Here is a 15,602-nt window from a genome sequence, read left to right as displayed (position 1 = left end):
ATTAATTGATATATAATAAAAATCCTCTTTCACGATAAATTTATAATTATCGATGAAAGAGGATTAGACAGATTTGGAACAAAATATGACTTAAATCACCGCAACTGGGCAGCTATCGACTTGGCCTCTTGCTGCCAACCCTCAGCCAAAGTGCGAATCAGAGCATCATAACCATCTTCGCCCTGTTTTAGCTCTAAATCAAACGGCTGCTTAATCAGCTGCCCCTGACGTTTGAGTATCCAAACACCACGGATGATGGCTCGTCCATCATAGCGGCCATGGAACCCGGTGACAGTGACATTCAGGACATCCTGATCACTGTCTAGTGGTTGTGAGGAGACCAACCAGCCCGGCAGCGCATTGCTCAGATTAGTGACCAAGGTTTGCTGCAACTGTTGATCCAATGGGCTTGCCCACAGGTTATTGCTGGCAATCACGTATTGCACATCGTTGGTTTGATACACCACACCGGCCGCCGCCAGATAATCCGCCACACCAACATGCTCAACCCACAGCTGCCTTGATGCAACACTGCTCGTCGCGCCAGTAGGTGCACTGAGAGCTGGCAACTGATAGTACGTTTTGCTAGGTGTACTGTTGCAAGCACTGAGCAACAGTGCTGCGATAACTGCCATCCATTTCATCATTTTTTGGCCTTCTTAGGCTGAGGATCCTGACTTCCTGCCGCTTCAAACACCAGCGCATTGCTCTTTTCATTCAGCGTTCGTAACACCGGTTGTAACTCACGCAATACCTGATCTAACCGCTGCATATCACCCACCATTTTATTGTAGGCTGGCGAACCTGGCTGGAAACCTTTCATACTACGATTCAATTCATTCAAGGTTTTTTGCAGATCTTTCGGTAAACCCTGCATTGCCGGGCTTGAAGTCAGCGCCGTCAGTGATTCCAGCGTTTTTTGGGTTTCACGCATGGTTTTCTGACTTTCAGACAGTGTTTTGGTGACTTCTCTGACCATTGGATCCAGCGGAAGATTATTAATCTTATCCAGTGTTTGCATTACTTTTTGCTGAATCTGCGCTAAACCACCGCTGACGGTTGGCAATAAAGGATAACCCGCCACTTCCATTGGCCCTTTCCACGGTTTAGCGTCGGGGTAAAAGTCCAGATCGACAAACAGTGCGCCGGTCAACAGATTGCCTGATTTTAAGGATGCACGCAGACCACGTTCTTTGGCTGTTTTCAAGACTTGCTCAAAATTAGCATCCGGGCCTAAGTCCTCGCGAAAACGGCCAGGTTCAATGCGGATTAACACCGGAATACGGAAATCATTATCAACGCGCTGTCTCATCCCTTCAGCGAAGAAAGGAACATCCCCGACAGTCCCGATACGAATACCCCGGAATTCAACCGGTGCTCCAGCCTGTAAACCACGTACAGAATCAGAGAAGAACAGCAAGAAATCTTCATGTTCGGTGTACAGCGAATTTTCGATGCTACTACGGTTATCAAACAGTTTGAATTCAGCTCTAGCCTGGGTAATTGGCTTACCCGGCTCTACACCGTCGGGAACATCAAAGCTGACGCCTCCGCTGAATAAGGTCGCCAAAGAAGCCATTTCAACGCGCATCCCTTGGGAGGAGAGATCTACCGCCACCCCGCTGTCTTTCCAAAAACGCACATTGCTGGTGACCAAGCTGTCATAAGGTGCACCAATAAATAACTGATAATGCATCAGGCGTGATTTAGCATCAAAAGCACTGGTTTCCACAGAACCCACACGATAGCCATGGAATAGCACGGGATCGCCTGCATTCAACTGCCCGGCTTGTTCGCTGTCAAGTATGATGCGCAAACCTTTAGCATCCGGTGAAGCCAAGGGGGGGGAGTCCAATAAAGTAAACTCATTTAGTGGCTTACCTTTGCCACCTGGTTGCAGTTCAATGAAAGCCCCTGAAAGCAGTGTTCCCAAGCCGGAAACCCCTTCACGACCAATCTGCGGCTTGACCACCCAGAAAACCGTATCGCTGTGTAGCAAGGTATTCATGCCAGAGTTCAACCGTGCTTTCACGATAACATGGTTGAGATCTTCACTTAACGTGACCTGCTCAACGATGCCAACATCAACACTGCGGCTCTTTATTTTGGTTTTACCCGCTTCAATACCTTCAGCGTTCGAAGTGGTCATAACCACCTGCGGCCCCTGATGGCTGAAGTGATAAAACAGTATCCATGCGCCAATCAACGCAGTAACAATCGGAATGATCCACACAGGGGACCACCGCTTGATTTTTTCAATTTCTGCCACACCTTGGCTGGGATTATTGTCCGTCACCTTGCGGCTCCTTTTGGGTTGTTTCACTTATCCGATCCCAGGTTAAACGGGGATCGAAGGTTAATGCAGCAAACATGGTCAGGATAACCACCATGGCAAATAGCAGTGCACCAATCGCCGGATAGATACTCATTAGTTGCCCAATACGTACTAATGACGACAGCACCGCGATAACAAAAACATCAATCATCGACCAGCGGCCAACGAACTCCACAATTTCATAAATAAAATGCATCCGTTCAGTGTCGGTATTTCCTTTGCCTTTTGCATCCCAACATAACCAACCGATCGCTAACATTTTTAATGATGGCACCATAATACTGGCAATAAAAATCACCATTGCCACCGGATAAGAGCCTTCACTCCACAAGAAAATCACCCCAGCCATGATGGTGGAGTTCATCTGATTCCCCAAACTTTCGGTAATCATAATGGGCATAAGGTTGGCTGGGATATATAACATTATTGACGTGACTAATAATGCCATTGTCCACTGAAGGCTATTGCGCCGGCGGATATAGCCATAAGTATGGCAGCGAGGGCATTCGACCAAGTCTTGTGGCAAAATGGCCGTACAGCACGCACAAGAGCGCAGTCCTTGACGCAAACCGGTTCGGCCCGCAATCAATGGATGAGGTAACGCTGGTGCCGGGGCAATATCCTGCCACATCCAATGGCGGTCGACACATTGAAAAGCGCGTACTTGCAATAAACAGAATAAGCAATAAGGGACAAAACTGCTGCCAATGCCGATTTCGCCGTAAGCCATTAACTTAACAAAACTGACCAGCACACCAGCGAGGAAAATCTCTACCATGCACCAAGTTTTAAATTGAAAAAGTGCTTTTGCTATCAGTGCTTTCCAGCGGTGCGGCATACGCACTCGCAGACAAAGCAAAATGATGGCCACCATGCAGAAAGCCGGAATCAGCTGAACCAAAACCATAAATAACGTTGCCATGCTGGCATAGTCATCTGCCACCATCACTTTGGGTATTTGGATCAGGGTAATTTCGCTGGTGATCCCTGCTACGCGCATATTGACGAAGGGGAACATATTAGCCAGCAACAACATAAAGAGTGCGCTGATAGCATAACCCACTGGGCGCTTACGTGGTTCGTCCCACCGCGCGGTCAGTGTGGTTTTACAGCGCGGACATACCGCTTTGGTGCCATAAGGCAAGGAGGGTAAGGCCACTGACATATCGCACTGCCGGCACAGGATAACATTCCCTGACTGCCCTGTGTGCTCGCCGTGCTCAGGCTGAATTACAGAACACAATATCGAATCCCTCACGGCTGACTCCCCTTCAGATAAAGGGGATTGAACACCGTTCTATCAAGTAACTTACTATAACAATAGACATAATATCATCATAAAGTAGGATATCGCGTTACCTGACAGAACGGTGAAAACACGTTTTAACCGTTTTTCTGAGCTTCCAGCTCTTCCCAACGACTAAACGCCACTTCTAATGCCTGTTCAGCATCGGCTAATGCCTTCAAAACCTGTTGTGTTTCTTCGTGTGAACGGGAGAAGAAATCAGCATGACTCACCTCAGCCTGTAACCTACTGATTTCATGTTCTAGTTTTTCTAATTGTTGCGGTAACTGATCCAATTCACGTTGCAAGTTATAGCTCAGCTTGCCAGGGCGTTTTGCCGCTGGAGCCGTGTTTTTTAACGGGGCAGCCGGTTTGGTTTCTTCAACTTTTGGTGCCACCTGACGAATAGGTTTCGCCTCAGCGCGCTGCTGATGAGCATCATAATAGCCACCGACGAAGCTGCTGATTTGACCATTGCCTTCAAAGATCCAGCACTCTGTTACTGAGTTATCAACGAATTGACGGTCATGGCTAACCAACAAGACTGTACCCTGATAGCTATCCACCATTTCTTCCAACAATTCCAGTGTTTCCACATCCAGATCGTTGGTCGGTTCATCGAGGATCAGCAAGTTGCTTGGCTTAAGGAATAATTTAGCCAATAACAGACGGTTACGCTCACCACCAGACAACGCTTTTACCGGTGTCATAGCGCGTTTCGGATGGAACAAGAAGTCTTGCAGATATCCCAGAACATGGCGTGAACGACCATTGACCATCACTTCCTGCTTACCTTCAGCCAGGTTATCCATCACCGTGCGCTCTGGATCAAGCTCTGCACGATGCTGGTCAAAATAGGCCACTTCCAGTTTGGTGCCGCAATGGACTTTACCGCTATCGGCTTTAAGCTGACCGAGCATCAGTTTCAGTAAAGTGGTTTTACCGCAACCATTTGGCCCCACCAGCGCAATTTTGTCACCGCGCTGTACTTGAGCGGTGAAATCTTTCACCAGCACTTTGCCACCGACTTGATAGTTAACATTTTCCAGGTCGAAGACAATTTTGCCTGAACGCACGGTTTCTTCCACTTGCATCTTGGCCGTACCCATCACTTCACGGCGCTGCGAACGCTCCATACGCAGTGCTTTCAGGGCGCGAACACGGCCCTCACTACGGGTACGTCGTGCTTTGATGCCTTGGCGGATCCACACTTCTTCTTGCGCCAGTTTGCGGTCAAATTCAGCGTTTTGCAGCTCTTCGACCCGCAGCGCTTCTTCTTTGCTGGCAAGATACAGTTCGTAATTACCTGGCCATGACACCAATTTACCGCGGTCCAGATCGACAATACGTGTTGCCATCGCACGAATAAAGGAACGGTCATGAGAAATAAAGACAATGCTGCCCTGGAATTCTTTCAGGAAGCCTTCCAGCCAGTTAATAGTTTCAATATCTAAATGGTTGGTCGGTTCATCCAGCAGCAGCACTTTTGGCGAGCTAACCAGTGCGCGACCTAATGCCGCTTTACGCAACCAACCGCCCGACAGCGAGGAAAGCTCAGCATCAGCGTTCAGACCCAACTGTTTCAGCACTTCCTGAATGCGGCTATCTAATTGCCATAAACCCTGATGATCCAGAATTTCCTGCAATGCCGCCAGGCGATTGAGGTTTTTTTCGCTCGGATCAAGTTCAACCTGATGCAGCGTGGTATGGTAAGCTTTCAAATGCTCGGCTTGCTCCTGAACACCTTCCGCGACAAAGTCAAACACCGTACCGGCCACATTACGCGGTGGATCTTGTTGCAAACGTGCGACAATTAAATCCTGCTCATAAATGAGCCGACCATCATCCAAAGGCACTTCTTTGCTCAGAATCTTCAGCAAGGTGGATTTGCCCGCGCCATTGCGGCCCACCAGACAAACACGCTCGTTCGCCTCAATATGCAATTCAGTATTATCTAATAGAGGTGCATCGCTGAACGACAGCCAGGCACCGGACATGCTAATTAACGACATAGTTTCTACTTTTCCTCGTGGCTGTGAGTGACCAGCCAACAGTTGTGGATTTGACGATTGCGGGCAAAGTCTTCAGATTGTGTTTGCGCGGTGATCTCTTTCGCTTCCAACCCCAACGCCTTTATCCCGTCCAAATCCATCTGGAAACCGCGCTTATTGTTTGAGAACATGATGGTTCCCTTACGGCGCAGTAACCGTTTAAGTTCTTTCATCAGCACTAAATGATCGCGCTGAACATCAAAGGTAGTCTCCATACGCTTGGAGTTGGAGAACGTCGGTGGATCAATGAAGATCACATCGAATTGCTCATCGGTGTTACTCAGCCAGGAGAGACAATCGGCCTGAATCAAGCGGTGCTGCTGGCCCGTTAAACCATTTGCTCGCAGGTTTTTCTCCGCCCATTCTAAATAGGTGCGCGACATATCGACTGTAGTGGTACTGCGTGCGCCCCCCAGCCCAGCATGTACACTGGCAGTACCGGTATAAGCGAACAGGTTAAGGAAGTCTTTACCCTGACTCATTTTGCCCAGCATCTGACGGGCAATACGGTGATCCAGGAACAAGCCGGTATCGAGATAATCGGTCAGGTTAACCCATAACTTGGCATTATATTCACTCACCAATAAGAACTCGCCTTTCTGGGCCAACTTCTCGTATTGGTTTTTGCCTTTCTGCCGTTCGCGAGTTTTCAGTACCAATTGATTAGAAGGCAAATTCAACACAGCCAAAGTCGCATTAATCACATCAAACAGACGCTGACGTGCTTTTTGTGCATCAATCGTTTTCGGCGGCGCATATTCCTGTACTACGACCTTGCTGCCATAACGGTCAACGGCCACGTTGTAATCTGGCAAATCAGCATCATACAGGCGGTAACACTCAATGCCCTGTTGCTTAGCCCATTTATCCAATTTTTTCACATTCTTACGCAGGCGGTTAGCATAATCCTCAGCAACCTGAATACCCGCCGCACCTTGTGGATTTGCTGCTAATTGATAGTTTTTCTGCACGCAATCCAGTGGGCCATTTTTGGCTTTGAATTCGCGCTCTGCACGCAATTGTAGGCAGCTCAACAGTTCTGGCGAGGCACTGAACAGAGATAAACGCCAGCCACCAAATGATGTTTTCATAATGCGGCCGAGCATATTATGCAACGCAATCAATGCTGGCTCACTGTCCAACCGCTCACCATAAGGTGGGTTACTGATAACCGTACCTACTGGCCCTTCCGGTAATGGATTCACCAATTTGCTAACATCATTGGCATTAAAGGTAATCAGTTCTGTTACCCCAGCGCGACGAGCATTGGCTCGAGCCATCTCAATCACACGCCGATCAATATCAGAACCAAAGAAGCGAGATGTCGTCTCCTGCAAACCACGGCGCGCGCGAACTTGCGCTTCAGTGGTTAATTCACGCCACAGCTCTTCGTTAAAAGCACTCCAGGCTGTAAAGCCCCAATGCTCGCGATGCAGCCCCGGTGCGCGGTCAGATGCCATCATGGCAGCTTCAATCAGCAATGTGCCTGAACCACACATCGGGTCGACCATCGGTGTGCCCAACTGCCAGCCAGAACGATGAATAATCGCCGCAGCCAGATTTTCCTTCAGCGGCGCCTGACCGGTAAGGTCACGATAACCACGTTGATGTAAACCTTCACCACTGAGATCCAGCGCGACACTGGCCATCTCTCGTTGCAGGAAAACATTCACCCGGATATCCGGCTGTTGTTTAGCTACAGTTGGGCGCTGATCCAGCTTACGAGTAAAACTATCGACGATGGCATCTTTAACTTTTAATGCCCCATATTGGCTATTGCGGATTTCATCATTCACGCCGCTAAAATGCACGGCAAAGGTTTTATCCACACCAAAAATTGATGGCCAATCAATCGCCTGCACCCCAAGGTACAAATCTAAATCGCTGTAAACTTTAAAATCATTGAGCGGTAACAAAATGCGCGAAGCCAAACGGCTCCACAGCAGGCTTTGGTACATGAGTCGATCGTCGCCCTGAAAATGTACCCCGCCCTGCACTATTTTACAGTCGTGAGCGCCCAACGCTTCGAGTTCGCTTTTTAACAGTTCTTCCAGTCCACGCGCCGTGCTGGCAAACAGAGAGTTCATATCGCACTATCACCAAAAAGAAAATTGTTGCGCATTATAGCTAATCCCAGCAGCTTGTCATAAAGTTGCTCCCTCTTATTTAATACTCGCACGGAGACAATGGTGATTACCCTCTCCCGACTTTATGTTCATCCGGTAAAATCCATGCGCGGCTTGCAGCTTTCTCATGCACAAGTCAGCAGCAGTGGATTAGCCTTTGACCGCGTATTTATGATTACCGAACCGGATGGCACTTTTATTACTGCGCGCCAATATCCGAAGATGGTGATGTTTACTCCCGCCTTAATGTCAGACGGTTTATATCTCACTGCCCCTGACGGCGAAAGTGCCAGTATCCGCTTTAATGATTTTTTAGCCAATGCCGAACCGACAGAAGTTTGGGGGAATCATTTTACCGCGCTAATTGCCCCTGCGGCTATCAACAACTGGCTCAGTGGTTATTTTCAAAGAGAGGTGCAATTACGCTGGCTGGGGCCAGAATTAACCCGGAGAGTGAAACCCATGCCGGAAATTCCGCTGTCGTTCGCGGATGGTTTCCCTTATCTGTTAATTAACGAAGCTTCATTTAAAGATCTACAACAACGCTGCCCCGGCAGTATTAAGCTGGAACAGTTTCGCCCTAATTTACTGGTAACCGGCGCCAATGCATTCGCTGAAGACAGTTGGCAGGTTATCCGAGTCGGCGATATTACCTTTGATTTAGTTAAGCCATGTAGCCGCTGTGTATTAACTACTGTCAGTGTTGAGCGCGGTCGCAAGCACCCAACCGGCGAGCCATTACAAACACTACAGACATTCCGAACCGCCGAGAATGGCGATATCGATTTTGGTCAGAATATGGTGGCCAGGAATAGCGGTATTATTCGGGTTGGGGATGAAGTAGAAGTTCTGTCAACTAAGCTACCGCGCCCTTATGGCGCTGGAGCAATAGTTGAAAGTCTTGCCGCGCCAGAGGATAAATCCAAATCCGTAGCCATTGAATATAATGGCATTCGCTTTAACGGTAATAATCAGCAGGTATTATTGGAACAGCTGGAGCAACAAAATATCCGCATACCATACTCGTGCCGGGCAGGAATATGTGGCAGTTGCAGAATTACGTTAATCAATGGCGAGGTCGCACCGTTAAAACAAAGTGCTATTGGAAATGACGGAACGATTCTTTGTTGCAGTTGCATACCTAAAGGAGATATTACGCTTAGCGGCAAATAAGCTGCAACTGATTAACTAAACCGCCCGGTCAAGATTAAAGGCCGGTGCGGCATAAGGTTTTTCGATAACCAATGGTGTTAAGCGGTCATTCATTATCTTTATCGCATCGCCCAATACTAACTGACGCCCTGCTAATACTACCTGGGGTTGTGCTAATAAACACAAACTTGCCGTGTCACCGGACTCAACCACTAACAAACTAATATCTTCACCGTTCTCCAATACTTTTACTGTCGCCAGCTCTGCATTCTGTGGCAGCCACGTTTTAGGTCGTTGTGCAAAATACCAGCTTTTAGGCATTAATGGTTTAAGAAAACGAAAAGCAACCAACGCATTTAATATCAATTCCGAACGTTGCTCATACCCCATTTTAATTTGACGGCATTGATCTTCAAACTCAAAATAAAGCGCCGCATCGTCAACACAAAATGCACACTCATCAAATGCATCCGGGGTTAACATTTTAGACGGAAAGCGCGAGCGGAATATCATACCATTGGCTAAATCCAACATAAGTCGGTCATGTTCGGTATCAAAATACCAACGCCATTTATCGTCTGGTTTAATCCGCATATTTATCCTTCCCGCCACGCTCACCAATATTATTGACTCAACAATTGAGTTCCTACTCATCAAATTGCACTAAATCGTATATATCCGTCATACTTCAAGCTGCATGTTCGATGGCTGCTTTCGTTCACCAGAATCACTTACCTGAGTAAGCTCATTAGGATTCACTCAGTGGCCGCCTTCCTACAACTCCAATTATTAAGGATTAGGCTTTTGATGTATATTTAATCCATTGGGGTAAAATATAGACGAGCCGGAGGAATAAATAAACCCCCCGACCAATAATGAAGATAAATAATTAGATATGAGTAACGATATTCTTAATCAAACCTGGCCCACGGAAGATAAATCCGGAATAAATTTGAATCAATGAAGCACCCGCAGCCATTTTTTCCCGCGCGGCAGTGACTGAGTCAATTCCACCAACACCGATAATAGGTAAGCGACCTTGCAGCTCTTGCGATAAACGGCGAATCACTTCAGTGCTACGTAATTGCAATGGACGGCCACTTAACCCACCGGCTTGCTCGCAATAATTTAATCCCTGAATGAGGGAGCGATCTAAAGTTGTATTAGTAGCGATAACGCCATCTATATTATGGCGAACTAAACTATCCGCTATTTGGATCAATTCTTCTTCAGTAAGATCCGGGGCGATCTTTACTGCCACCGGAACATACTTATGGTGACGCTGATGTAATTCAGTTTGTTTATTTTTAATTGCTGCTAATAAATCATCCAGCGCTTCACCATACTGTAAAGATCGTAATCCTGGGGTATTGGGCGATGAAATATTAATCGCGATATATCCAGCGTAAGGATAAACTTTATCCATACAAATCAAGTAATCTTCTTTGCCTTGTTCTACCGGCGTATCTTTATTCTTGCCAATATTAATACCTAAAATACCGCCAAAATGTGATTTCTTGACGTTTTCAATTAAGTTATCAACCCCATGATTATTAAATCCCATACGATTGATCAAGCCCTCTGCCTCGACGATCCTAAACAATCTTGGTTTATCATTTCCTGACTGTGGCTTTGGTGTTACCGTCCCGACTTCAATAAAACCAAATCCCATCGCGCCAAGGGCATCAATACACTCGCCGTCTTTATCCAAGCCCGCTGCCAAACCTAATGGATTCTTGAATGACAGACCCATACAGCTTACTGGTTTAGTTGGCACTGATTGGCTAACTAAAAACTGAAGCGGTGTGCCGGTAAGACGTTTTAACTGACGAAAAGTGAATTCATGAGCACGTTCTGGATCAAGCTGAAATAGTGCTTTTTTGACGAGTGGATAATACATGTGATCTCCTGAGCGAGCGGTGACTAGCCGTTGATGCGGGAATGGTAAATTCATCTCTCAGGAAAGTAAACGTTTGCGACGTAAAGCCATGCAAAGACTGAAAGTATTTGTAGGGGTAAAAAACAGAGAGCATCGCTGCCCTCTGTTTACATAGTTAATAACCTATTTATGCTGCCAATGCTTTGGTTATCTTTTCGTATAAATCACCGGATAAGTTATCCAATGTTTTCAATTGTTCCAAAGCCTGACGCATCAGCGTTTGACGACCTGAGTCATAGCGTTTCAAACGAATCAATGGTTCAATCAAACGAGCGGCGACCTGCGGGTTACGGGTATTCAAATCGCTGAGTATCTCCACCAGGAATTGATAACCGCTACCGTCAGTGGCGTGGAATGCGGCCGGATTACCGGAGGCAAAGCTACCAATTAATGAACGGGTACGGTTGGGATTACTCAGACTAAATGCAGGATGCTTAAGTAAAGCTCGCACCTGTGTCAAAACATCTGCCGCAGGGCTGGTTGCTTGCAGTGCAAACCATTTATCCATCACCAAACCATCATGACTCCAGCGCACATCAAATGCCGCCAGTAATTCATCACGGCAAGGCAACTGAGCAGCAACTGCGGCGGCTAATGCTGCCAGTGAGTCCGTCATGTTATCAGCTTGATGATATTGAGAGGAAACAAGCTTATTGGCAAACTCTGCCTCGCCAAATGACAAATAATTCAGGCAAGTATTTCGTAATGCTCGCTTAGCAATATCACTGTGTTCAATACGATATTCAGGAGTTATATTCGCCACGTAGACAGCCAACAACTCGTCCGATAATTCATTTGCCAGACAGCGGGTAATAGCCTCATGTACCGCACTGATAGCTTGCGGATCAATGGTGGCAAACAGTTCCGCAATTTCATTTTCAGATGGCAATGTCAGAATCTGTGCCGCTAACGCGGGATCAAGTTTTTCATCAAGCAATATCGCGCGGAAAGCATCAGCGACGTGATTAGGCAGAGTCAGCGGCTGTTTTTGTTGATATTTAGCAACATTGAGCTTGATATAGGTTGCCAGCAAACTTTGCGCCGCATCCCAACGAGAGAATTCATTGCGCGCATGTTGCATGAGGAACGTGAGTTGCTGATCGCTGTAGGTATAGTCCAATTTAACCGGTGCAGAGAATTCACGCAGCAGAGACGGAATCGGAGTGTGCTCTACATTATCAAAGGTAAAGGTCTGTTCGGCCTCTGTCACATTCAGAACATGGTGAACGGGTAAACCATTTCGCTGCAATGTAATCACATTACCTTTACTATCATATAGCTCAATATCCAATGGGATATGCAAAGGCAGTTTTTCTGGTTGATCCGCGGTTGGTAACGTTTTCTGGCTAACGTGCAGATGATATTGCTGTTTTTCAGCATCATAATCATCACGTACCGTCAGTATTGGTGTACCGGATTGGCTATACCAGCGGCGGAATAAAGACAGATCGACATTAGATGCATCTTCCATTGCCTGCACAAAATCATCGCAAGTCGCCGCACTGCCATCATGGCGTTCAAAATAGAGTTGCATGCCAGCCTGGAATTGCTGTTCACCCAGCAAAGTATGCATCATGCGGATAACTTCTGACCCTTTCTCATACACAGTTAAGGTATAGAAGTTGTTCATCTCGATGACTTTATCTGGGCGTATGGCATGAGCCATCGGGCTGGCATCCTCGGCAAACTGCGCTGCACGCATAACTCGCACGTTTTCAATACGATTAACTGACCGCGAACCTAAATCAGAGCTGAATTCCTGATCTCTGAATACTGTTAAACCTTCTTTCAGACTTAATTGGAACCAATCACGGCAGGTGACTCGGTTACCCGTCCAGTTATGGAAGTATTCATGACCAATAACCGCTTCAATGTTCAGATAATCTTTATCTGTCGCCGTTTCTGCTTTAGCCAGAACATATTTTGAGTTGAAAACATTTAATCCTTTATTTTCCATGGCCCCCATATTGAAGAAATCAACCGCCACAATCATATAAATGTCGAGGTCATACTCCAGGCCAAAACGGGTTTCATCCCACTTCATGGAGTTCTTCAATGAAGTCATCGCCCAGTCAGCACGATCGAGATTACCGCGATCAACAAACAACTCCAGCGCAACTTCACGCCCCGAGCGGGTAATGAACTTATCACGCAACACATCGAAATCACCGGCGACCAAAGCAAACAGGTAACAAGGTTTTGGGAACGGATCTTCCCATTTCACCCAATGGCGACCATCATCCAGAACGCCCTGCCCCACACGGTTACCGTTGGAGAGTAAATAAGGATAAAGTGCTTTATCAGCAACAATGCGGGTGGTAAAACGTGCCAACACATCAGGGCGGTCTAGATAATAGGTAATATGGCGGAAACCTTCAGCTTCACATTGGGTACAAAGAGCCTCACCGGAAAGATATAACCCCTCAAGCGCGCTGTTAGTTGCAGGATGAATATCATTGACGATTGTCAGTGTAAAATGAGCGGGCAATTGCTCAATAACCAGCGAGTTATCCTGTAACTGGTAATGCGGCCATGGTTGCCCATCAACGCTGAGACTAACGAGCGTTAAATCCTCACCATCTAAAATCAACGGTGTCACGTCTGCTGTTTGACGTTTTATCAGACTGATCGCCGTTACTGTTGTTTTTTGCGCATCAAGTGCGAAATCCAGATTGATATCGGTGATAGTGTAATCCGGCGATTTATAATCGTGACGGTATTTAACTTGTGGCTGTTGTGTCATGGAAACCCTTTTGACGTCATCAGTGAATATGATTATCAAGTCTATATTTATGGTCGTTTTGGCTTAAAAGTTGAGCTTCAAAACCTTATCTTTAAAGTACGGCTGCCAGCGACTTCGTCTTAGACTCAGAGAGTTTTTTCAATGTATCACAATGCTCAAAAAAACCTAGGTAAGAGGCAGTGTTAATATAGCAAATAGTGCATTGAATATTCTTTTTTCGAGCTGCCTCGCAGGCCCATTACTTTAATTACATTTAGCTCAAAACCAAACGGAGAGTTGACGTTATCAAGAGGAGAAAGCTTGACGCATGTTTCATGTTATTTCAAATATACTCATGGCTATTGTCTATATTCTATTCAGATTAATAACCCTATATATTTTAATACAATTTTCTCCTTATTATCTAAATAGCTAAAAAACTGACCTTAATTGGATTGATCGTTTAGCAAAACAGCTTCTCTCTCGCTGATGGCACGTTTAATCCTAGACCTAGGATTAGGATTTATGGTGTGATGAGGCTTCTATAACAGGATAATACCGGTATACTTCTGCGACTTTAGATTATGCCGACTGTGGAAAATGCTCCTACGAGGATGCTGTATAGCGCCATGACCCAAGACGCCTCACCGATTTTGACTTCATTGCTTGATACCGATGCATATAAACTTCATATGCAACAAGCAGTGTTTCATCGTTATCGCCATATTACCGTTGCCGCTGAGTTCCGCTGCCGTGGTGATGAGCTGCTGGGCGAGTATGCCGACGAAATCCGCCACCAGATAACGTTGATGAGCCAATTGGCATTGACCGATGATGAGTATCAGTACCTCTCCGGTTTGCCCTTCTTTAAAAATGACTATCTTAATTGGCTACGAGCCTTCCGTTTTAATCCCGATCAAGTCACTGTATCTGATAATAGCGGTGAATTAGATATTCGTATTACTGGATTATGGTGCGAAACAATTCTGTGGGAAGTGCCACTATTAGCGGTAATTAGTGAAATCGTCCATCGCCGCCGTTCTGTACATGTCACTGCTGATCAAGCGGTTTCACAGCTACGTAGCAAGCTTCAGCAATTTAAAGCGCTCAGTGCTGATATTGATATAACTCACTTCAAGTTAATGGATTTTGGTACGCGTCGCCGTTTCTCGCGCGAAATACAACATGCCATTGTCAGTCACTTAAAAGATGAATTCCCCTACCTGGTGGGCACCAGTAATTATGATTTAGCACGGAAGTTGTCTTTAGATCCCGTGGGAACTCAAGCTCATGAATGGTTCCAGGCACACCAGCAAATTAGCCCAGTACTGGCCAACAGCCAACGCGTCGCCTTACAGGTCTGGTTAGATGAATATCCAAACCAACTCGGAGTCGCGTTGACGGACTGTATTACTATGGATGCATTCCTACGCGATTTTGATAAAACATTCGCGGATCGCTATCAGGGATTACGCCATGACTCAGGTGATCCAGTTGAATGGGGTGAAAAGGCTATCGCTCATTATGAAAAGCTGGGTATTGACCCAATGAGTAAGACACTAGTGTTCTCAGATAATCTGGATCTGGAAAGAGCGCTGTCGCTATACCGCCACTTCTACCAACGGGTTAAGTTAGTATTTGGTCTTGGGACGCGTTTAACCTGTGATATTCCAAGTGTCAAACCGCTGAATATCGTGATTAAACTGGTTGAGTGTAATGACAAACCGGTGGCTAAGCTTTCTGATAGTCCAGGTAAAACCATTTGTCATGATCCCGCTTTTGTTGATGAATTACGTGAAGCATTCGCTCTACCGCTGGTTAAGAAAGCCAGCTAATACGTCATTGCCGGGCAGCAGTTGTTTGCCCGGCTCGCCACGAATGTGACCTTTTTCCCTCGCTTTACTCTTCTATATTCTACTATTCAATCATTTCTCTGTTTGTGTCGTATCTTTTTATGACAATGTTGCACTGAACTGATGATTTCTACTTGTG

10 protein-coding genes are annotated in these 15,602 nt (G+C 46.3%); 2 read left to right on the top strand and 8 right to left on the bottom strand.

All coding sequences use genetic code 11. The annotated features are described in order from the left end of the window. Positions 1-95 precede the first annotated feature (95 nt). From pqiC to rlmKL, 5 genes are all read right to left on the bottom strand, one after another. Entirely contained in the window at positions 96-647 is a 552-nt protein-coding gene (pqiC, locus tag ACF3VQ_RS07980) for a membrane integrity-associated transporter subunit PqiC (protein ID WP_392434544.1), read from the bottom strand. After that, on the bottom strand, positions 644-2,296 hold the full coding sequence (gene pqiB / locus ACF3VQ_RS07975) for an intermembrane transport protein PqiB (protein WP_392434541.1): 1,653 nt from the start codon (positions 2,294-2,296) through the stop codon (positions 644-646). Before pqiB ends, pqiC begins: the two co-directional genes overlap by 4 nt. Further along, complete coding sequence (gene pqiA, locus ACF3VQ_RS07970) at positions 2,283-3,578, bottom strand: membrane integrity-associated transporter subunit PqiA (protein ID WP_392434538.1); 1,296 nt, start codon at positions 3,576-3,578, stop codon at positions 2,283-2,285. The genes pqiB and pqiA overlap by 14 nt, the downstream gene beginning before the upstream one ends. A gap of 140 nt (positions 3,579-3,718) precedes the next feature. Further along, positions 3,719-5,632, bottom strand: coding sequence for an ABC transporter ATP-binding protein (locus tag ACF3VQ_RS07965; RefSeq protein ID WP_392434535.1), 1,914 nt, complete (start codon positions 5,630-5,632; stop codon positions 3,719-3,721). A 5-nt stretch (positions 5,633-5,637) separates the two neighbouring features. Then, positions 5,638-7,758 (bottom strand): bifunctional 23S rRNA (guanine(2069)-N(7))-methyltransferase RlmK/23S rRNA (guanine(2445)-N(2))-methyltransferase RlmL, encoded by a 2,121-nt coding sequence (rlmKL, locus tag ACF3VQ_RS07960; protein WP_392434532.1) that lies wholly within the window; start codon positions 7,756-7,758, stop codon positions 5,638-5,640. Positions 7,759-7,857: 99 nt separating this feature from the next. On the opposite strand from rlmKL, the gene ACF3VQ_RS07955 reads away from it, so the two are divergent. Then, positions 7,858-8,970, top strand: coding sequence for a YcbX family protein (locus ACF3VQ_RS07955; RefSeq protein ID WP_392434530.1), 1,113 nt, complete (start codon positions 7,858-7,860; stop codon positions 8,968-8,970). 15 nt (positions 8,971-8,985) lie between these two features. Here the strand turns inward: ACF3VQ_RS07955 and ACF3VQ_RS07950 are convergent, their stop codons facing one another. From ACF3VQ_RS07950 to pepN, 3 genes are all read right to left on the bottom strand, one after another. Beyond that, a complete protein-coding gene (locus ACF3VQ_RS07950; protein WP_392434528.1) occupies positions 8,986-9,543 on the bottom strand; it encodes a cell division protein ZapC in 558 nt (185 codons plus the stop codon). Between the two features lie 295 nt (positions 9,544-9,838). After that, a complete protein-coding gene (pyrD, locus tag ACF3VQ_RS07945; RefSeq protein ID WP_005159993.1) occupies positions 9,839-10,849 on the bottom strand; it encodes a quinone-dependent dihydroorotate dehydrogenase in 1,011 nt (336 codons plus the stop codon). Positions 10,850-11,015: 166 nt separating this feature from the next. Beyond that, positions 11,016-13,631 (bottom strand): aminopeptidase N, encoded by a 2,616-nt coding sequence (pepN, locus tag ACF3VQ_RS07940; RefSeq protein ID WP_392434525.1) that lies wholly within the window; start codon positions 13,629-13,631, stop codon positions 11,016-11,018. A gap of 608 nt (positions 13,632-14,239) precedes the next feature. On the opposite strand from pepN, the gene pncB reads away from it, so the two are divergent. Beyond that, on the top strand, positions 14,240-15,445 hold the full coding sequence (pncB, locus tag ACF3VQ_RS07935; RefSeq protein WP_392434523.1) for a nicotinate phosphoribosyltransferase: 1,206 nt from the start codon (positions 14,240-14,242) through the stop codon (positions 15,443-15,445). The last annotated feature ends 157 nt before the right edge of the window (positions 15,446-15,602 follow it).

The organism is Yersinia fenwicki (assembly GCF_043099325.1).
Classification (GTDB): Bacteria; Pseudomonadota; Gammaproteobacteria; order Enterobacterales; family Enterobacteriaceae; genus Yersinia.
The sequence above is the reverse complement of the archived record's forward strand: the minus strand, read 5'-3'. Positions and strand labels throughout refer to the sequence as shown.